This is a genomic window from Thermococcus coalescens (genome assembly GCF_055392585.1).
In genome coordinates this window covers 1,058,506-1,079,597 of the sequence record NZ_AP043764.1, presented here as the reverse complement: position 1 = coordinate 1,079,597, position 21,092 = coordinate 1,058,506, and the positions used below count along the sequence as shown (strand labels likewise).

Below are 21,092 nucleotides of genomic sequence, written 5' to 3'. Positions count from 1 at the left end.
ATCACTCCAGCTTTTCCTTCCTCCATACTCCTCCGTGGGCTAGCTTAGTTAGCCTGTCCCGTATGTGGAGGAGCACGTCATTCAGCACTTTTCCGTTGTCGTACCCCTCTATTATCTGGAGGAGCTCCTCCCGGCTGTAGTCTTTCATCTCCCCCGCCAGCTCGGTCATTCTGGGGTACGCCCGGACTATGTTGTCCACTATGGTTATGTCGGCCATCCTGGCGGAGCGTGAAAGGGGGTTGAGGTCAACGGTGATCACGAACTTGCCCATCCTGACGAGGGCCTCCGTCCTGTCGCCGTCCTCCAGCGGAACAACGACAACGTCCGCCTTCCAGATCCCCTCCTCATCGACCTTCCCCCTCTCGTGCTCCAGACCCGGAATGCGCTTTGTGGGATTTATTCCGAGGAGCTCTATTCCGGGGTCGTACTTTCTCAGCTCCTCGGCTATCGCCCTAACGCGCTCCTCCGTGCGGTAGAATAGGTTTATCTCGAGCCTGGCGTCCAGCGCTTTTGCCAGCTCTATCGTCTCCTTTGGAACAAGTGCCGCGACGTTGCCGTTGACCGAGATAACCGGATGTTTGGCCAGAATCAGCTTGGCGACGGCGGCTTTCATTGCCCTCTCTGCGGGTTCTATCGTTTTCTCTCCGATGAGGTAGTCAAAGGCCTCACCGCGGCCGTGGGCTATCAGTCCGGCCTTGGCGGTCATCCCCTTTTCCATCCCCTCGATGATCTTCTCCCTGTAGTACAGGCTCCAGTAGCGCGGATGGCTCTTGGGTATTTCGACCATTTTTATCCCCCCGGTTACTTTGGGTCGGGGCGTAAAAAGCCTTTCTCCTCCTACGGGGCTTATACACCGTCTTTCAAGTACGGCCGTTCTCAACCTTTGGTTTAAAAAATCTATATAAAAGCCATTTGTCCTAAACCAAAGGTGAACAAACTTGAACAAATGTCCAAGGTGGTGCATCCATGTATCGGATAACTGCTAAAGAAGAGCTCGACGTGAGGGACTTTTTTATTGAGGTTGAAGCTCCTCACGTGGCAAAGGCCTGGAAACCCGGTCAGTTTGTTGTTTTACTCATACACGAGAAGGGCGAGAGGATCCCCATGTCCATCTATTACGCCGACAGGGAGACCGGGAGGATAGGGATGTTCATCAGGAGGCACGGGAAGACAACCTTCGACCTGTGGGACAACTTCCACGTTGGTGATTCCCTCTACGCCGTCGCTGGGCCCCTGGGGAGGCCTATAAAGGTCAAGTACTACGGAAGCGTTGCCTTCGTCTCCGACGCCGTCTGCGGTCAGGCCGAGAACTACGCCACCCTAAAGGCCATGAAGGAGGCAGGGAACTACACGATCTCGATTCAGACCTTTGAAGACAAAGCCCACTCCTACCCCGAGAAGTTCCTGGCAAAGCCAGTCGCCGACGAGCACTACCTCACCACCGAGGACGGCTCGCGCGGGATCAGGGGGCACTACCTCGACGTCCTCAGGGAGCTCATAGAGAAGGACAAGGTGGACATGGTTTTCGGCGGAGGGAAGCTCGGCAACCTCAAAAAGCTGGCGGAACTTACCCGGGAGTACGGAATCCCGACCATCGTCACGGTCAGGCAGATAATGGTGGACGGAACGGGAATGTGCGGCTCGTGCAGGATACTATACAACGGTGAGATAAAGTTCGCATGCCGCGACGGCCCGATGTTTGACGCCCACAAGGTGGACTGGGACGACGTCATAAGGCGCGACAGCAGATTCGTTCGCGAGCAGGAGATGGCCAAAAAGCACTACCTTCAGTCCAAGGGGGTGGTCTGAGTGGCGCTCAAACCTAAGCTCATCAAGGAGCGCGTTCCGACTCCGGAGAGGCCGGTTGAAGAGCGCGTTAAGAGCTTCGTTGAAGTGAACCTCGGCTATGACTTCGCCTCTGCTGTGAAGGAGGCCGAGCGCTGCATACAGTGCCCGCCGGAGTATGCACCGTGCATAAAGGGCTGTCCCGTCCACATCAACATCCCCGGCTTCCTTAAGGCCCTCCGCGAGGGTGCGGACAATCCGGACGAAGCTGTCAAGAACGCCCTGCGCGTCATATGGAACGACAACACCCTCCCTGCCGTCACCGGGCGCGTTTGTCCGCAGGAGGAGCAGTGTGAGGCGCCGTGCGTCATGGGGAAGGTCGGGGACCCGATAAACATCGGAAAGCTTGAGAGGTTTGTGGCTGACTACGCGCGCGAGAAGGGCATAGACCGGGAACTCCTCGATGAATTCATAACCGAAGCAAACGGAAGGGGTAAGGTCGCGGTCGTTGGCGCCGGCCCTGCCGGACTTACCTGCGCCCTTGAGCTTGCGAAGCTCGGCTACGATGTTACGATTTACGAGGCCCTCCACGAGGCGGGCGGAGTGCTCATGTACGGCATCCCCGAGTTCAGGCTGCCGAAGAGCATCCTCAAGACCGAGCTTGACAAGCTGGAAAAGCTCGGGGTCGAGGTCAAGACCAACTACATCGTGGGCAAGACGGTTACCATTGAGGAGCTTTTGGAGGAGTACGACGCGGTGTTCATAGGCACCGGGGCTGGAACTCCCAAGCTGCTCAACATACCCGGAATCCTCCTCGACAGGATTTACAGCGCCAACGAGTTCCTCACCAGGGTAAACCTGATGAAGGCCTACCTCTTCCCCGAGTACGACACGCCGATAGCTGTGGGGAAAAAGGTTATCGTCATCGGCGCCGGGAACACTGCCATGGACGCGGCACGCTCCGCGCTCAGGCTCGGCGCGGAGGTTACAATCGCCTACCGCCGCGGAAGGGAGGACATGACTGCAAGAATAGAGGAAATCCACCACGCAGAGGAGGAGGGAGTGAAGTTCGAGTTCTTCCTCACGCCGGTCGAGTTCATAGGCGACGAGAGCGGCAAGGTGAAGGCGGTTAAATTCGAGAAGATGCGCCCGCTTGAGGAGAGGGACAAGCGCGGAAAGAGAAAGATAGTCGGAACCGGGGAATACGTGACCCTTGAAGCCGACACCGTCATCATAGCCATAGGCCTTGAGCCGAACAGGATACTCCTTGAGGAGAGCGGCTTTAAGGCCAACCCGGACGGGACGCTGGTGGTTGATGAGAACCTCATGACCAGCATCCCGGGCGCCTTCGCAGGTGGCGACGCGATAAGGGGGGAGGCAACCGTCATCCTCGCCATGGGCGACGGAAAGAAGGCCGCCAAGGCGATAGACAAGTACGTGAGGGCAAAGAAGGCGAACGCCTGATCCTTTCTTTTTCCCCTCCCTACCACTGCCTCTTCCTGTTGCCGAAGAAGAACTTCATAAAGCCCGAGAAGTCCTCACCGCGGAAGGCCGCGTAGAGGCTCTGGGTTTCCTCAGGCGTCAGCCATTCGATCCTCTCCGGAATCCCCTCCTCGAAGAGGTAGAGTATCTCGTCGTCCTTTCTGGCCACGTCGAGGGTGTAGATTTTCTTTCCGTGCTTCCTGGCTATCTCGATTTCCCTGACGACGAGGGAGGTGAACTTGCCGACTATCGCTACCGCCACAAATATCTCCGCGTCGGGAATCAGATGGTCGGTAGTTCTGAGGCCGTAGTCAGAGGGGATTACAAAGTTGTTGGAGCCGAGCTTTTCCTCAAGTAGCTCAAGGATGACCTTCTCGGTATGGGTGTGGTAGAGTATCGTGGGCTCGCTCAGGTAGACGAGCGGTCCGTAGGTTTCGCGCTTCTTTTTCCTGAAGAACCCAAGCATGAGACCACCTCAGGTGGGGATAATGTCATCATCTCGACATCAGGAGGGATGACACTCATCATCGGTTGGCCACTTAAATCTCCCCTCTCAAGCCTTTTTTCGACCAAAGGGGTCTTTTCAGCGGAGTGGATGTCATCGGTTAAAGGCCCCTTATCATCCCACCCCATCGAAAGTGCTCTAGAAAGGAGGGGTTAAAAGGTTTTGCTGTTAAAAACTAAGAAGAGAAAAGAAGACAAATATACGTCATCGGTTAACCCAAAAGAATTTTCTGACAGTACTTAAGGAAATAATTTTCAAAGGACTTTTACCTTCCGGGAATATACTGTAGCGAGAGCCTTCTTAATACTGTTCAGTGCATTTCTTTCAGTTTTTTTGTCGAGTCTTATATATTCCTGAACCGTGTCCAAAGGTGCGCTAAACACAATATTGATTTCCTCTTTGGGAATGTTCACTTTGTTGCTAAATATTAAAATAAAGAGCCCCTTAAGATGAGACCTGCCAAGACCTCCAGGTGGTTCTCCAATTGTCCAGTATACAGCAGTAGGAGTTAAGCCAGAATTTCTTGCAGCATCTAATATTGCTATCCAGTCTTCCACTTCTTTCCGGTTATAAAAGAGAACTACTCTACCATCTGAAGTTAATACTGAAGAAATATTCCTGAAAACTCGTTCCATAGACTTTTTATATGCCTCCCTATCTCTGGGAATTTCAGACTTTTCCACCTCTGTTAAGTCATCCAATGTTTCATGATTGAGAGACTTCCCAGAAATTTCGTCAAAGATTCTAAGAGCTCCATAATGAACTAAGGATAAAGAAGCATAGCTTTTTACTGTGTCCATATAAGGAGGATCTACTATTGAGATATTGATTCTTGCTGGGGGAGTTAGATTCTCTGAGTTTCCTTTTAATATTTCTACATTAACCTCTGGCCCTATCCTAATGTCTCCAGAGGAAATTTTGACTGCTCGTCTAAGAGAAGAAGGTATTCCATTTCTAGAAAGCGGCCGGAGAGTACCAGGAACTCTCGCAATAGGATTAGTCTCAACTGTATACTCGGGTACCCAATATGTTTTCATTGCTGCTGCAGGAACAGGCTCACCAATTGGGGAATGCCATTTTGCAACTAGATTTGAGGTTTTTGCACTTTCGCTTAGGGCAATAGAGAATATAGTTTTTAAAGAGGGAGAAAGGCTATGAGTGGCCTTTGAGTATGCTACAAATGTCGCAAGTTGGCGTGATGTATACAGACTAGAAAATGCCCTAATCCCTTCCCGGATTAACCGTTTGCCTTCAAGGATCTCCTTAAGATCTATCCTATCTAGAATTGATTTCGCTTCATTGGCAAATTCTCTTGATTTTTCATGACTATCTATAAGCCATTCCTCGATGCTCTCAACTGGTACAAGCTTTTTCTTCCACCGATTTCCACGTTTTTCTCTGACCTCTGCTCCCCAGACTTTCAGTTTCCCGTGATTAGTCTCCCAGTTTCCATCAGGGTCCAAGTTTAGATATGACCCTTTCAATTTGAACTCGGGATTATGAGTTATCTTGAATTCCGAATTACAGTGGGGGCAAACAGCTGTTTTTTCATTGGATGAAGTCTCAAATATATGGCCACACATAGGGCAACGTAAAATTTTGATCTCCCTATTGTTTTCTTGATAACGGCTTACCCATGAGGGGACCTTTCCCCGCGTAACAAACACGTATGAGATTATTAGGCGGTTATAATTCCAGCTCCATCCCAATAATTTTTCTGTATTTTCTAAAACAGATAATGCAATTTTTTCTAGATCCTTAAAGTCTTTCTGCAGAAGAGTAATTGTTGCTTGAGCTATCCTAACTGCTACGGGGTTAATATCTACACCATAAGCATTGTACCCCATTATAGCAGCTTCACTAAGGCCTGTACCTCCTCCCATAAACGGCTCATAGAATGTCTTACCAGAAGTAAATGACCTCAGTGACATTGGGTTTTCAAGAGCTTGATATATTTGTGCTTCATTCTTCGAGACATAAGCAGCCAACATGCCCCTGTAAAGAAGAGCAAATCTTCTTGACCACCATCTATGAAGACTATGGTGTGGTAGCCTTCTAGCTTTCTCTATTAGTGCTTTTTTTGAAATCTCTGATATAACTTCTGGTTTTAGGTCATCTATCAACATTCACAGTCCCTCATTTTAAACAAATTAGTGATCTAATAAAAACATGACGCTGTATGTTTTATACCATCCGCCATATCCCAAAGTCGTTCATAATACTAAGGAGGTTTATGCTCAGAGTTTTTTCTAGTTCATATCCTCTAGTTATGTTTACAGGTAATGGCCTTGTACATGTCCAAGGATACCTTGGATCAGCATCTTCCATTTCAAAAATTAAAACCTGCATGGGGTTTCTCAGGTAGAGTTTATCATCATTAACGACAATAACATCTAGCTGGTCGAGATATTTTTCTAGTAGTCTTGAGTTTAATGAATTTTTGGCTTCAAACTTCTCCTTAAGTTTCTCAAGTGTCCACCAAAGACTTTGCTGAAATTCTCTAAACTTGTCCAGATTAGTTTCAATGAATCTCAAAAGAACAGAATTGATTCTCCGTGTTGTATGGTTCCCAAAATTAGCAAGATAATAGATCTCTGGATGAAAAGCTCCATTAACAATAGGCATTATGAATCCATTTTCTTGCTTTAGGTTAGTGCTAACTTCCCTTGAGAGAGAAACAACAAAACCAACAAAATAATCAATAGTAGGTTCACTAAGATTTAACTCAGATATCCCTTCAATTCTGGGCAAAAACGTCTTAAATGGCCCAAAAAACATAGTTTTCCTTCCATCAGTCCCGATTATTGACGATAGAGTCCAAACACCTTCTAACGGTACATCTAATATCCTCGTGATTCCCTCTCTATGGGAAGGTTTTACTAAAAGAATTCCCGAAAATGGTGTTAGATATACTATATCCCCCTGATTATTAATTAACGAAACTACTGCAAAGGGATTAGGGTAAATAGAAGCAGAGATATATCTCCTATGTTTTTCCCAGAGTATTAGTGGCTTAGCTTTCATGGTAGCATAATACATTGCGAAAGGCAAATACGAGCTTCTTTTGAACTCAGATGCTGCATTCACAAGGTTATATGTCATAAAATTTCCAGGCAGCATCTTATGATGTCCTTTCCATATTTGAAGTTTCTGAATGTAGGTAGGACCAAATGCCGGTTGAAAGTTCTCAACTGAAAATCTAAGACCCCGAGTTATGAATGGGCCAATAATTGAAATAGGAAACACACGATATCTTGAGAAAAACTCTCTGAACATTCTTGGATTTGGATCTAAGTATTTTAATGTGTGAAATACTTGGAAATCATAAATAAATGGGGTAGAAAGAAGACGTACATCTCGATTGAAAGTCTCATCCAGTTTTTTATCAGTTATTTCTATAAGGTCCCAAAGTCTCTGTGCAAAATTCATATAGTTAGCCTCCGTAGCGAGAAGCTATTGTAACTTCCTGACCGGAGGTTAAGGTTTGTACTTGTGTTAATAACTAGGGAGTCATCTATGATATAAGCTTTTCTGTGAACTTTGTCTCGGAGTAGCACATTAATGCCTGTACGTTTGAGATCCTCTAGAAAGTTACTGTTTTCTTGAGTGTTTAATAATTCGATTGTTATGTCCACCCCCCTAGATTTTAGATTTTTCAAAAACTTGACTCCTTCCTCATCAATATATGGGGACAATGCTACAAGTTTTCTCGTAGTTAACTGACTTATTAGTGTTTTGAGTATTACATTCCCCGGGCCTTGGAATTCTCTTTTCTCAGCAATTATGTCCAAGAACACTTTAGTAAGCAATTTTGATGTAATAAATGGCTGTCCGATTCCATGCTGACATCCTTTTGTGAGCATGACACAAGAGGTACACCCATCAATGCAGTAGTTGGGGATGGCTACTGTCAAAAGATCATCAAAGCTATGCCACAACAGGTCCTTATTGGGGGATGATTGAATGAAACCTTCAAATATACCTGATAACAACAGATGAACACTGAACGTGTGAAGATCCAGTACTAATCCATTATTGGCGTATTCCTCATAAAGATTTTTGAGCTTATCTATGACTTTTTTCTTCTCGGAATCATTTATGGGGCTTTCAATTAGTTTAAGATAGCCTTTTATGTCTGTTTCATGCTCAGAAAGCAGAGAAACTGTACCTTCAAGGAACTTTTCAATGAATCTATCTGGTGTCCCCCAGTTTTCTAACGCTGAAACGATATCAATGGCACCTATTGGGCTGTTTTCTGCAACAAGGACTAGGGCTCTCTTCTTATCAACTTTATACATATAAAGAAGTTCGCTTAATTCTACTTGAAGCTCCTCAGAGACATAAGCCATAAATAAATGAGCTAATGTGTGAAGTAACGTCTCCCGAGCCCACTTAATGAATTCAAGAGCTGTGTCTGTGGGGTTGTTCCAAGCGTGGTTTAGGTTTCTCCTAAGATTCTCTCTGAATTCTTGGTAATCTCTCAAAAGCTTGTCCTGACTTTGTTCTACTGCATCATAGAGGCTAAATCCTCTATCGCCCTTCATATAGAAGTAATACTTCGAAATTAAAACATCAGAAATTTTGACTCTAGGGCCTCCCTCCCATAATTCCAACTCTCTATCCAGTCCTAGTTGATCCTTGTTCGCGTTCTCATCCATTATAGAGAGTATTATAATGTTCAGTATGTCTACCGGAATTTCAAATCCTATAACATTAGTCTCAGGAAGTATTCTACCAACAGGCTTTTCAAATTCGATATTAACTGGAAAGTGACTATATGGCATTGTGAATTGAACCGCAGTATAGAGTTCTTGCACATTCACTTTTCTTTGAACAATAGGGGAAATCAGTCCAGCTTTCATGTTCCTGGGAATTCCTATGAACTCACGCTCTATTTTAGGAAATACTTTAGGATGTATTCTTCTGTTCCAGCTCCAGCTTTTACCTTTACAACTTTTTCCAAGAGGACATTCCTCTTTAAATGGACACTTTATATCCCAGGGATTAGTGGAAAACCCAAACCCCCTAGTACAGTACCATATATATGAGAGGTTAGTTGGATCATAAGAAGATCTATTCTTTTTTTGAAGAAGTTGTCTGTACTGAGATTTTATTTGCTGAGGAGTTTTCCCATTTTCAAGAGATAGTTTGAGTTTGTCTGATCCATACCTCAATATGATTTTCCTTGATTTATTTGTACTAGGTATCTTTAGCACAACATCTACAATGCCTTTTTTCGTCTTTAGAGTGTTTATGGGCTCAATGTTTTTGATTGATATGTATCTCCCACTAGGAGATACCTCAGAAGTACCTCTAATCACATAGGTGTTGTTTCTTGTTTTTATCCCTCTAAAGTATCCATTTTTAGGCTTAATAAACCAAATATGAGAACCAAATATATCTCTAAACACTTTGTCCTGGGTGTCAGGTACTATTATCGGCCTAAACGGAGGGTACCTAAAGAAGAGACTCTGGATGTTAGTTTCATGGTCTTCCTCTTTATTTGGTAAGTCAATGCTTATTAGCTCCGAAACTGGTTGAGCAGTGATACTTTCAAGCCCTGAAAAAATGTTAAGTATGTCTGTCACCCATAGTTCTCCATCGTAAAGTCGGTCAGCAGTGGTAATGGCTCTATCGCTATAATTTTCTAATTCTTGGGTGTTGACCACTAAGAGAGCCTGATTGCAAATGTTGGACAGTCCATTGTACATTTTTAAAAGCCTTTCTCTCTCCTCCCTAATTTCTCTTAGATATGCATTTAACTCATTAAGTGTCTTCCCTATTAGCTTTGCCTCTTTATCAAGCCGGGCATTGAGCTTATATCGTCTGAAGGTAGTGCCTAATTCGTTGATTTTTCCTTGTAGATTTTTTGCAAGATTATTTATACCATTCTCTATAATGTCCTCGAGCATCTGCATAATCTGACTGTCATTGAATTCAAGGATATCCTCTACATCCCGTACAAATTCAATACCCTCCAAGGCATTAGCTAGCTCATTTACATTAGAGACCAGACTATCTGGAAGTTCTACATCTTTGGGGGTATTTTCCAAAAGACTCTTTAATCTATAAAGGTCACTTTGAAGATCTCTTATTATCCTGTACATCTCATATGGAAGTTCGTTTAGTTTTCTGAACTCTTCAATTTTCTCACTATCAATAATTGAGGTAACCTCCTCAATAAGATCTACAATTCTTTCTTTCATTCTTCTAACCCCCTGATATACTCTGAAAGATCCCGTAAAAAGCTAACAAGTTCATCATTTCCTTTAATTCTGTATTCTGAGGAATAAGTGTGCTTATTGTTGAGAGCCATAGCAACAACTCCCCGGGTCATCCAATACCTTTCTTCAACTTGAGGATTATTCTTAGAAACTATTAGTCCCTTCTCCCCAGGTTGTTGTAGTGGATTTAGTTTCTTCCAGAGCATAGGGTCATGAAGGAAGAAAGATTCAGTAGGTATCTTTTTAGTTAGGATTATGCCAAGAACTGTTCTCATCGATTCTTCAGAACGTCCCCCTCTGCCTATCCTCTGCCGTAAGGATATTGGGGAATCAATACCTGCATTAAGTATAAAAGACACACCAGCGTAATCTACTCCTAACTCCAAGCTGGAGGTTGTAAACGCGACTGCAGGTTTATCACCACTTTTAAGACCTTTTATAACGTCCTCTCTAGTTTTTGCATCAAGTTCGCTATGCATTTCAGAAACTATTTCTATTAACTCTTCTATTGGCTTAGTCTCAAGACGATTCCGTAATCCGTGCAATAATCCCGGATTCTGGACATAGTTCGCATATGAATACGCCACGTCCTTTGGGATCATATTTTCATTGGTGTCATAGAGCCTATCCTTAGGTTCTCTAAGGGAGATATTCTCTCTAAATCCTGCCATGGCAGATCTTATCTCACTTATATTCTCTATAAAAATTAAAGACTTTGGACGATATTCTTTCTTTAGGTGTGTGTAGACATAGTTCAGGAATGCCATATAAACAGCCCATAGCTGGGCGTACGTAGACCAGGAATACTTAGGCATTATATCATACACTCCCATTATAACGAGGCGTTTTCCTGAGAATGAGATATCCTTTTCTTCTAGTCTCTTGCGATATTCTGTGAAGTCAATGTGATCCGGGTGCTTCTCAGAAATTTTCTTACCAAATTCTACCGGATTAGGAACAGTAGCAGAGGACATCACAATTTCAAAATTACCTCCGATTGTACTCATTTTTCTTATTGCTCTTAAAAGGATAGAAACCAGAGCTCCACTAAGGCCAGTATATTCATGTGTCTCGTCTATTACGACTAGGCCCGTTTTTGTAAAATATTTAGCGTTTATATCCTTGTTTGTGCTATCTAAAAGTCTTCTTTCCAGGGTCCACATATTAGTGATTAACAAATCGGGCTTTTTTCGTCCCATCTCTTCTCTAGTTGGTAATATAAAATCGAGAATCTCGTTAGTATCTTCAATTTCAACGTGGACAGTATTCCTCTTTACTTTGTAAACAAGCTTTTTTTCATTCCAAAGTTCTATCCCTCTGAAGGGGAATGTAAATTCTTCTGAAGGTTGTTCTCCGAGGGCTTTCTGATACAATGTCCTAAGTCCTGAATATCTGTCAGCAACGTTTTTTGGAGTTTCTCCATCTCGTATTCCGATGGTTATAACGTCTTTTTTATACTTTTTAAGGACCTTATTCAAAGTATAAACTGCTGATATAGCCCTTCCAGCTTGATCAATTGCTAGTGCTTTTCTTGGGTATACAAAGACAGCATTTTCCTCTTGACCGCTTATTTTTGCTCTAAGTAACCTAGCTAGAGTATACAAAAGAAAAATCTCAGTTTTTCCTGAACCAGTAGGTGCGGTTATTATTGTTGCTCCATCATAAGAGGGTTTTTTAAGCAGTAGTTCTGTAAGAGCAATAGTCTGAAATGCATCTAATCCCCCACTGTTAAAGTGTTGGTTTAGAAATTCAAGATAGATATCAGTACCATTGTCTATTCCGTCAAAAAAGTGATTTATTGCTTTATAGAAGTCATTTACTATCCCTACAAGATTGGAGGGACAGGCACAGGAAGGTTTTATGAAACGATCATTTGTAGAGGGAATTGGAAACTCATAAAGAGCTAACCTTGGGCTAACAATATACGGGTGCCCTTCGGGGCTAGTTCGTAGAAAAGCGCTTCTCACGGCCACGTCCATGTGCAATGTTCGGTACTTATCTCCATTAACATGAACTTTAACCAAAAATCCCATGTTTTCAAGAGTTTTAATACATTCACGAGATTTAATCTCGTTCACTCCCTGAGTTACAAGAATCCGGATTAATTCCTCTTCTGTACTGCCTTCCAAAGGGGATTCAGGCTTCAGCACTCCGGCAGCATATTCAGACTCTCTATCTTTAACTTCAACTGTCCTCTCAAAATCATGTTTAACAAGCATATGATAACAGTCAACCAATTCATTTTTGTTTATTATTGTCATTGATCCCACCTGTCTAATCTGATAAATTATGATTATTAAATATTTCTGTTATGAACACAATTAACTTTTAGACTTCAAAAATACTAGAAGATATAGTAGAAGAGATAGAGGACTAATCTAGAATTTCTCAGTATCCTTTTGATTAACTTGGCTTTGAGAGGGATACCTATCAGCCATCGCTGCTAATATCTCAAAGCTTAGATGGTTTCTTTCATATTCATCAAACAAGCGGACGTTGTTCATCAATACTTCCATTGCAGCACCAGGGGACCCTCTGTCAATAAGATACTTAATAATGCTGGTGACTGTTTCTTTCAGCATTTCAGAAGAAAGCCTGTCGTAGGTTTCTTCGGTAGACTCCTTGAACAGGGCCTCTATATCAATCTTGGCTTCCCCAGATTTGCTGACAATTCTCGCTTTTTTGAACTTTTTAAGAAGGTCTGAAACAATTTGTCTATGTTCACTACTCAGAGCCTCTAAAAGAACCAATCCAGCGAGTATGATATCTGAGTATGAATAAGATATCTTGGTCAATTCTGATAGCTTTTTCTTTTCATCAGAAAGAATTTTGTAAGCGTCAGTTGTGAGCCTAATAGTTTTTGTGTCTGCTTCATTCATTTGAATCACCAAAATGTATTCAGAGAATTAGGCTATATTATTTTCGCCTACTTTATCACTACTCCACACGATATCTAGAAAAGCTAGTTATTGATATTTCATACCGCCAACTGTATCCCAGTAGTCATCGGCTTCACTGTCCCAGTCTTGGGCTAGTAGAGGCTCAATAATCCGCAACATACCTTTAATGTATTCTTCAGTTTCCTTATCTTCTGGTGGAACATGTTCGGAGAGATTATTATGCCTTGAAACCTTATTTCCAAACATAGAGACGCCTCCATGGCTTTCTTAAACTGTGTTTTATGCTTTCTTCTTGTAAAATTTACCCGCGGATATCTCTTCTCCTATCTGAATTAAAATATCTTGGACCACAGATTCAGACGAAACTTCAATAATTTTTAGCACATGGACTTGTTTTGGATCAGTTATCACGGTCTCTTCCATTAATTTGTCATGGCCATGCTTTGAAGTCTTTTTCCTTATCCTTTTTAGATCGTATTTTAGCTCTGTTTCAATAGTAAATATTGCTAGAGATACTGTTTCAGGACGTTTGTAGAGTAAATAAACCGAGCTCATTATGCCTGGAGTCGTTGAGATCGCATTTTGGAATTGATACCAGAGAGCGTTCTCAAAGTTCTCCCTGCTGACTTTATTTCTAGTTAGTGGGCTGTAAACTGCGTATTTATCCCCTTTATTGTCATGGCTCTCAAAAAGTATTTGGACAAAGCGAGTAAACTCTAGATTTGGAGGATTTTTATCGGGAGGATCACCCTTATTAGTTTTGTAGAGAATATTAAAAGTCCTCACCTCTGGTTTGGGATGTGGGTTGAGAACCCAATCCAAAGAAAAATATGGGAATAAAGAAGCCATTACAATTGAGAGAGTGTACCTAATAACAAAATTAGCGTGCAATCTGTTGTTGGTTGCATTTAATGCTTTTACTAGCGGGGAGAGAAGACCAGTGGTGAATGTTATTAAAATGGTGATAAGGGCATATACAATAAGTCCCGCTCCTAAATTTCTGAACGATGGTTCGAGAATATGGTAAATAACCTCGCTTGATGAGTTCCTCCAGAGATGCACCAATGCTAAAAGGAGGAAATAAATGATTAACGAAGAAAGAATTCTAATGGGGTCAAATATTGATCTTAGCATTTTGTATATTGCCTTAGAAATTGGCATCTCGTTAACTCGGTTTGCTAGCAGATCACTTATTTCTAAAGACACTTTTTCTAGAACGTCTGATGTGATGGTACTGGTTCCCATTAGTTCTCTCCATGAAATCTTTGAGAGGTATTCCTTTATGATCTCATCAGGAGAACTTGAACTCTCACTTTCTTGATGGGGTTTGGAACGTTCTCTCAACCATAGATACACAAGTCCAAATATTATGAATCCCATTGTATACATGATAATTGCACAATCATATCGGCCACAGAAGGATAGCAAAGGCTTGAGTACGAAAATTACCTGCAAAATAATGTAATAACCAATAACTGCTTGAAAGATGCTTAGTACCTTCAGAGACTTTTTGTTCTCTATGATATATGAAGCAACATCGAGGACATCTTTCAGGAGCATTATGATAATAATCCTAGGCTGAGATATTTAATCTTAACTCCCTCAACTTATGACTCAACAAATAGAAATTCGACATATTTTTCAAGAGGCGGGTATTACGTTCTATGACGAATTCTTCCTTCTATCCAGTAGTAACCCTTTGGTTGTTTTTTCCTTTTGACAAAGCTGATTTAAATCACACTTTGGGCAACGTAATAACCCCTCAAGAATATGATGTAACCCTAATGGGAGAGATCTACAAGTGTGAGCATGTTTACCAAAATTTAATGGGTTTAAGGGCTGTACGCATTGTCAAATTTAACCAAATCTAGCCAAGTAATAGCAGCAGTAATAATAAGAATAGATTTTGGCAAAAACTCTTGCGAAATATTGAATCTTTAATTGGAAAACCATAGATATGCCTTTAGAGGAAATACGTACGAGAATATTCTCTTTTTCTTTTAAGTTCCCTTTATACAGCAGTAATATTAGGAATAGGTCTTGGAATTTCGTGGTTTATGGGTTTAATATCGGATATTCTTTCTCGATTTGAGTTCGTTATTATCCATAAATGTGTATTTTAATGACGGATACATCTTCCCTCTACCCAAGCACATTCCGCCATTTTGTGATCATATGTACTAACCGATGAATCTTTGACTACATTAGGTCATTTTTGGGAGTTTAGTTTGTATTACGATATCTTTGTTTGATGTCGAAAACTTTGATGTCTTTTTCGGTAGCGGATATTTGGACTTATTTACACTCTCATGTATATATAGTTTGGATTGAGTTTTGTGTTTTGGATAGGCTGGCCCAAACTGCATACGCCCCCCAATATCTACCCACCAAGGTATCTACACCCCATCCAAGACCAACCACCCAGCAACACTTATATACTCATACAAGTATATAATCTACCCAAAGAGGTAACAAACATGAAAAGGTGGTTCCAATGGGCCGAAGGGCGAAGCTCCCGGACCACGTAAACATCCAAATCCCCAAAGACATCGTAGAACTCTACGAAAAACCAATCCTTGAGGTTTTACTCACTCCAAAAGAGGCCGAGATTGCCGAGCAAATCATCACCCACATCAAGGAGAACGGCCGGCTCTGGCCCAGCGATTGGGTTCTCTTCTGCCCAAACAAAAGCCCCGCTGAGAAGAAGAACTACTACAGGACCCTGAAGAAGCTCCTCGCCCTTGGTATTCTCGGACGTGGGAAAGAAGGCTCGTTCATTCTCAGCGACGAATTTACTCGAAAGCTGACGGTAATGCTGGAGAAAACCCTGGCCCTTATCGGGAAAACCGCCAGGGAAATATGACTTTCATCGAGTTCTTTTTTCTTCTTCCGAACAATACCCAGAGAGGACGAGGTCCACCGATGGTGCATGGGGGAGTTGTCGTGTCAACCAATGCCTTTACACGAACCGCCCACCTGGAGCTTGAGTGTGATAATAACATGAAGCGCCCCAGCTGGTGCGTGTCAACTGATTGATTGACACGGGCTCGTGTCAACCTTTGCCTTTACACGAGCCTCCGGACAACACCCAGAAAAGACTGGGCCATCCGATGGTGCTCCTGGGGGAGAGAAAATAACACTTCTGCGTGTAAACCAATCGATTGACACGAACCGTGCCAGTACACGTGTAAACGTTTGCCTTTACACGCAATCCCCAGAGGGAGTTGGAGAATCGGGACAAAACGTGGGAGAAAAGATCAAAGAGTGAACGGCTTGTCCGTGTTGATAATAAGTAACCCCTTCCGGGCTCTCGTCATCCCCACGAACCATACGCGAGCTTCCGCTTCAACCTCCTCTGGCGTCCGGAGATACTTTCTCCAGTTCCGGGTGGGCATCTCATTAATGAGGAATACTACATCCGCTTCACGACCCTTACTGGCGTGAATTGTGTCCACGTAAAGCTCGTAATCCTCTGGAATGCCCTCCATCGGCTTTATGCCGTCATTGATGATCTTCTCAAGGAACCGCTTCGCCAATCTGCCCCAAATCTCCTGAACTTTATCCAACTGAATATTCCCCTTCCAATTAGGTCTGATATACTCTACGAGCGGCAAGTCTTCGTCGAACTCCTCTTCTGAGATAAGACCTGTAACCCACGCCACTCTCTTGAAATCCTCCCTCGTTGGGGACCCGCTTTCTACCTCAATAATTGAATGGATCACGTCAAAGAAATCCCCAACCTTTGAGACTCTTTTCTTCCATCGGGAAGACCTCTTAAGGGTCTTCGGCTTGAACCCCCTCTTGTAAAGTTCACCGAAAAAGTGCAACGCCTGAGCATTCGTCCTCGTGAGAACAAAGACCGAGTGACCTCTCTTCAACTCGCCAATAATTACCCCTGCCAACAAGTCCAAGTCGGCCTCTTTCTTCGTCGAAACCCGATAAAGGACGCCTACTGCACCCCTCTTTCCTGTGCTCACCATCTCCTTGTAAACACCGTTTCTGAGCTTCTCCTTTGCATAACTGAGAGCCTTTTTGAGCACCCTCTCGGGCAACCTGAACGTCCGCTTTAACATAAGCTCCAGATCCGCTGGGTAATTAATGAGGAACTCTGGGCTTGCACCCATCCATGTGAAAATGGTCTGCCAATCATCGCCTGCAATGACCACCAACTCCTTATCCCTTGCCAACATCTTGAAAATCTCGAACTGGAGCGGGCTTAAATCCTGAAACTCGTCCACGATGAGGACTTTGGTCGGGAGATAAATCTCTCCCGCCTTGAGGGCGTCATAAGCGTCCATCAGCATATCATCGAAGTCCTTTATCCTCTTCTCCTTCTTGAACATCAACCAGTCGAAATAATGGTCGTGCAAACTCGGTGGAAGCTCGTCCAAAATCCTCAGATGAATCTTCTCTCCCTCGAGCTTGTGGTACTCTCTGTTTATTACCCTACTCTTCACCTGCCAGAGATAATTCGCCTTCTCAAACGGGTTCGCCGCCCCCATCGCGTCCGGGTCGAACCTGAAGCTCGGGTCCTTCTTCCTCTGCTGGGCCGCGAAAATCTGGAACCACCTCTCCGGGCCGAGTCCACCCATGCGCCTCGAAACCACCTTCCAATCGCTCACCTCGAAATCTGTAAGGAGCGTCTGGCAAAGCCCGTGCACCGTCCTGAAATACCTCAACGGCTTTCCGGCCCTCCTGTCTTCCTCAAGGCTCATATTGATTCTCTCTTCGACAAACTCCTTAAGGGCTGAATTCTGGAACGTAACGAACGCAATCTCTGAAACATCATACTTCCCGAACACACTTTCCAAGAACTCCTCTGGAAAGCCCTTCTCCATCAGTTCCTCCTTAACCTCTGGATTAATTCCTGTCATCCACTCAACAAGGTTCTTAAGAGCTCTCGTCTTGCCAGTCCCTGGCGGGCCATAAATCTTGACAACATACGGAGTAGAAGGGAGAGCCGAGGCAGTCATTCAACCACCTCCTCGCCGCTCTCATAATAGACCAGCCCGCTGAGGGCAATATCACCTGCCATGATCACATCCTTCACATTCGGCTCTCCCACCACCTTCCTGAACCACTCCAAGCTTACGAGATAACACCGCCTTACGTCCTTCTTCTCACCCACACTCAGCTTTACGGCCTTCTTCGTGTAGTGGAAACCAAGCTTCTTCTCAAGCATCTCCCTGAACTCTGAGCCCTTGATGTTCAACTCGAATCGGTAGAACTCTTCCGCGAGGGCTGGCGGAATACCAATCATATTACCCTTTATGAACAAGTGGTTAAAGTCCGCCTTCTCGTAGGGGAGCACACCCCTTACCGCATTCTCCCTCTTCAACCACTCGACAAACTTCTCATACATGTCTTCGAGCTCGTTGAGCCGGCTCTTAACCACCCTTGCCCTACTCTTCAAAATATCTGTAACCTCTTCCAAGTCCACGTCGAGGTCGTCCGGGGAGACACTGAGATACTCCGTAGCGAACACATCAATGAACCACTCCGCAACCGGATACTTCTCTCTCCTTTCTGTCTTTTTCACCCACTCGACATTCCCCTTCTTAACGAAAGTCCTGACCTCCTTGTCCCCACCTACAATAACCACGAGACCGTCGGACTCGTGCCTCTGCACGTCAATGAGGCTCACCGCGAGTATTTCCTTCTCCTTTGGGATTATGAACGGGCACATTTTTTCATTAAGGTAGAACTGGCAAGTCTTCGTCCCAATGCACGTGAACGGGGGCTCCGCCGCCCCATACTCCTCCTTGAAGACCCTCACCAGCTCTCTGGCCACCTCATCGTCCTCTGCAAAGAACTCGACCAACTTCGCCCAAACCGCCATCCTCATATCTACCTTATACCCTGCACCCACCAGCTTTGTCGTAGTTGTCGAGTGCTTGAGCGGTTTGGCGTACAACTTAATCCACCGGGCGAGGTGGCGAACCTTGTCCTCTGAAAGACTGCCGTTTGCCGCGAACTCCATTATGAACTCCTCAATGCACGGTGGCGTCCTCATGCCTACTGGAGAGAGGAGCGAGAGGGCTGCGTCAATGTAAATCCCCCTTACCTCCTCGTCGGTGATGTTGAATACTTCCACGAGCCTCTCGAAGAGTTCTTCCCTCTCTACTGGAGCACCATACTTGTAGCCGAGCCCGTCCTCAATGAACGACCTGAAGAGAGCCTCATTGAAAAACCGCTTCATCCACTCCCGCTTCCCCTCTTTCATCCACACATCAATGTAAAACGTGCCCGCCTTGGGGAGCTCGTCCGTGAAAAGGTACTCCGCCGTGTTGAACGCCAGCTTCCACACATACCAGCGACCCGTAGCCCTCTTCCGGTCCTCATCCACCTCATCCCAGCTCCTTGGGGCCGTCTTCTTATAAGGAGCAACACCAAACCCCGAAGAGTCAACCTTCTTAACCTCCTTCAAAAACGGTAGTAAGGCCCTCCTGACGGCCATTAAAATCTCAACAACCTCCTCATCGCTCACCGGGAGATACTTCTTGAGATAAGCCCTCGTGCCGAGCGGCTTACCTGCAATGTGCTTCTCGTAAACGTCCTTTATCGTATTCCGCCTGTTCACCCAATCACTCGGATCCTCTGCACTCTTCTCCACGAGCCTCTGGAACACAATCTCCCAAAGCCCGACCACGTGAGTGCCGTCCGGGTTGTCCTTCCCAATAAGGTCCTCAAGCGAGAGGTTCGTGTTCCTCACAACGTAAGCCCCGATGGCATTGACCAAGTGGTGCCAAGACCCGCCTCTCTCCTTGACCTTCTTAAACCAAGGAGTAAGCTCATCGGCAAGATTGAGAGCCAACGTCTCCAGCTCTTCCTTCTTAACCACATACCTGACATTCACGAACCCACGACCGCCTCTCACCTTCTCCTGACCGCCCAACTGAATACCCCTCTCCTTTGCATACACCTCAAGCTTATCAAGGACCTCTGAAAGGGACACTCTCACGTCATTGAACTCAATGAGCCTGCCCTTAACACCAACCCGAGCCCCGTTCGGAGCCTTATACTTGTGGTTCACCGTCAGCGGAGCCCTGACAATCCTCGCCCTGTCGAAAATATTGTCCACCACGAAGCCCTCCGGAAGCAAAGCATTCAACACGTTCGGAACAATGCCTGACGCCCTGTCAATCACCGCAATATCCTCAAGCTTGGGAGCAACAAACCAAAGCTGGAGACCACCTCCCGTGAAGAACACATACCTCGGCAACACACCAAGCTCCTCGAACACCGGCTTAAGGGCAAGCCAGCCCTCTTTCGCCTTCTCAAACACCTTATCAACGTCCTCAACAACCTTCAACTTGTGAACTGCCTCAATGTCCACGTCCACGACCAGCGTAAGCGTGTAGTTGCTCACCGTCGGGTGAACCTTCCCCTTCGCCTCGCCCTGCACGTTCTCAAGCCCGAGCTTGCGAACCTTCCCCTCCTCAACACTCTCCCTGAGCTTCTCCAACTTCTTCTTAACCGCCTCAAAACCGTGGATCGCCATTGACACATACGCTTCCTTCCCCTTAATGAGGTTCTGCTTCGCCAGAACCTTATCAATGTCCCGAGCCTTGTCCTCAATGTCGTTCAAGAGCACCCACTCGGACTTAATCACCGGGTAGAACCTCAGCTCAATCGCGAGCCTGCCAGCCTCCGGGTGGTCTTGGATAACTTTGTAAACATCAGCGAGAACTTTTCCCGGGGTGAGTTCACTCATCTGGCTTCACCCCCGGTTCTACTGTAGTAAACCGGGTCAAGATTCCCCACCTTCAACACTTTGCCTGAGTAAGCTCTACGACCGTCCGCAACATCCTCGTAGAGTCTGATTGCATCATCATAACTTCCGAGAGCAAACACGACCGCATCTCTGCCGAAGGTGGCTCTTGAGGCACTTACTGGAAGGATGTTCATTGAAATCAGACCACCTACCAGGCTTTCCACCTCTCGTGAGAAGTTGATGGAGATTGAGGATGGCACTTTATTGGCACTACCTCGTCTTTCCCTGCAGACCTTACCATCCACCCTGGCCTGAGCCAGAACACCCATACTTGAAGCATTCATTCCATCCAACATCATACCACACCACAAAAGGGGCCCCCATTATGCGACAATATAAACATATCTCTGTGTCATCGTATTTATCCGTAAATTTCTTCGTGTAAACCTTTTGATTGACACGAGCCGCTGGGGTGTGAGCAC

The 21,092-nt window shown here is 45.0% G+C and carries 15 protein-coding genes; 3 read left to right on the top strand and 12 right to left on the bottom strand.

Going from position 1 to position 21,092, the window contains the following annotated elements; all coding sequences use genetic code 11:
- Position 1 precedes the first annotated feature (1 nt).
- Complete coding sequence (locus ACZ5M3_RS06015; protein WP_464838826.1) at positions 2 to 787, bottom strand: 4-phosphopantoate--beta-alanine ligase; 786 nt, start codon at positions 785 to 787, stop codon at positions 2 to 4.
- 179 nt (positions 788 to 966) lie between these two features.
- Here ACZ5M3_RS06015 and ACZ5M3_RS06010 point away from each other — a divergent pair, with 179 nt between their 5' ends.
- Positions 967 to 1,809: a sulfide/dihydroorotate dehydrogenase-like FAD/NAD-binding protein gene (locus ACZ5M3_RS06010; RefSeq protein WP_464838825.1), complete on the top strand. Its 843-nt coding sequence runs from the start codon at positions 967 to 969 to the stop codon at positions 1,807 to 1,809.
- Positions 1,810 to 3,249, top strand: a complete 1,440-nt coding sequence (gene gltA, locus ACZ5M3_RS06005; RefSeq protein ID WP_464838824.1) for an NADPH-dependent glutamate synthase — start codon at positions 1,810 to 1,812, stop codon at positions 3,247 to 3,249. It abuts the gene before it with no gap.
- 19 nt (positions 3,250 to 3,268) lie between these two features.
- On the opposite strand, the gene ACZ5M3_RS06000 is transcribed toward gltA, so the two are convergent.
- From ACZ5M3_RS06000 to ACZ5M3_RS05965, 8 genes are all read right to left on the bottom strand, one after another.
- Positions 3,269 to 3,733, bottom strand: coding sequence for a hypothetical protein (locus tag ACZ5M3_RS06000; protein WP_464838823.1), 465 nt, complete (start codon positions 3,731 to 3,733; stop codon positions 3,269 to 3,271).
- A gap of 293 nt (positions 3,734 to 4,026) precedes the next feature.
- Positions 4,027 to 5,898 (bottom strand): hypothetical protein, encoded by a 1,872-nt coding sequence (locus ACZ5M3_RS05995; protein WP_464838822.1) that lies wholly within the window; start codon positions 5,896 to 5,898, stop codon positions 4,027 to 4,029.
- A 58-nt stretch (positions 5,899 to 5,956) separates the two neighbouring features.
- Positions 5,957 to 7,201 carry a hypothetical protein gene (locus ACZ5M3_RS05990; RefSeq protein WP_464838821.1) on the bottom strand — a complete coding sequence of 415 codons (1,245 nt, stop codon included), beginning with the start codon at positions 7,199 to 7,201 and terminating at the stop codon, positions 5,957 to 5,959.
- Positions 7,198 to 9,978 carry a phospholipase D-like domain-containing protein gene (locus tag ACZ5M3_RS05985; RefSeq protein ID WP_464838820.1) on the bottom strand — a complete coding sequence of 927 codons (2,781 nt, stop codon included), beginning with the start codon at positions 9,976 to 9,978 and terminating at the stop codon, positions 7,198 to 7,200. The genes ACZ5M3_RS05990 and ACZ5M3_RS05985 overlap by 4 nt, the downstream gene beginning before the upstream one ends.
- On the bottom strand, positions 9,975 to 12,257 hold the full coding sequence (locus ACZ5M3_RS05980) for a DEAD/DEAH box helicase (RefSeq protein ID WP_464840766.1): 2,283 nt from the start codon (positions 12,255 to 12,257) through the stop codon (positions 9,975 to 9,977). Before ACZ5M3_RS05980 ends, ACZ5M3_RS05985 begins: the two co-directional genes overlap by 4 nt.
- 117 nt (positions 12,258 to 12,374) lie before the next feature.
- Positions 12,375 to 12,875, bottom strand: coding sequence for a hypothetical protein (locus ACZ5M3_RS05975; RefSeq protein ID WP_464840700.1), 501 nt, complete (start codon positions 12,873 to 12,875; stop codon positions 12,375 to 12,377).
- A gap of 87 nt (positions 12,876 to 12,962) precedes the next feature.
- Entirely contained in the window at positions 12,963 to 13,142 is a 180-nt protein-coding gene (locus tag ACZ5M3_RS05970; protein WP_464840698.1) for a hypothetical protein, read from the bottom strand.
- A gap of 33 nt (positions 13,143 to 13,175) precedes the next feature.
- A complete protein-coding gene (locus ACZ5M3_RS05965) occupies positions 13,176 to 14,456 on the bottom strand; it encodes a hypothetical protein (RefSeq protein ID WP_464840697.1) in 1,281 nt (426 codons plus the stop codon).
- 934 nt (positions 14,457 to 15,390) lie between these two features.
- On the opposite strand from ACZ5M3_RS05965, the gene ACZ5M3_RS05960 reads away from it, so the two are divergent.
- Positions 15,391 to 15,759: a hypothetical protein gene (locus ACZ5M3_RS05960; RefSeq protein WP_058937718.1), complete on the top strand. Its 369-nt coding sequence runs from the start codon at positions 15,391 to 15,393 to the stop codon at positions 15,757 to 15,759.
- A gap of 394 nt (positions 15,760 to 16,153) precedes the next feature.
- Here ACZ5M3_RS05960 and ACZ5M3_RS05955 read toward each other — a convergent pair whose 3' ends face one another.
- From ACZ5M3_RS05955 to ACZ5M3_RS05945, 3 genes are read right to left on the bottom strand one after another with little or no spacing between them, the layout of a single operon-like run.
- The gene (locus tag ACZ5M3_RS05955; RefSeq protein ID WP_464840696.1) at positions 16,154 to 17,869 is read right to left on the bottom strand and encodes a UvrD-helicase domain-containing protein; all 1,716 of its coding nucleotides are present in this window, start codon (positions 17,867 to 17,869) and stop codon (positions 16,154 to 16,156) included.
- Positions 17,866 to 20,610 (bottom strand): hypothetical protein, encoded by a 2,745-nt coding sequence (locus ACZ5M3_RS05950; protein ID WP_464840694.1) that lies wholly within the window; start codon positions 20,608 to 20,610, stop codon positions 17,866 to 17,868. The genes ACZ5M3_RS05955 and ACZ5M3_RS05950 overlap by 4 nt, the downstream gene beginning before the upstream one ends.
- Complete coding sequence (locus tag ACZ5M3_RS05945) at positions 20,607 to 20,966, bottom strand: hypothetical protein (RefSeq protein WP_062389067.1); 360 nt, start codon at positions 20,964 to 20,966, stop codon at positions 20,607 to 20,609. Before ACZ5M3_RS05945 ends, ACZ5M3_RS05950 begins: the two co-directional genes overlap by 4 nt.
- Positions 20,967 to 21,092 lie beyond the last annotated feature (126 nt).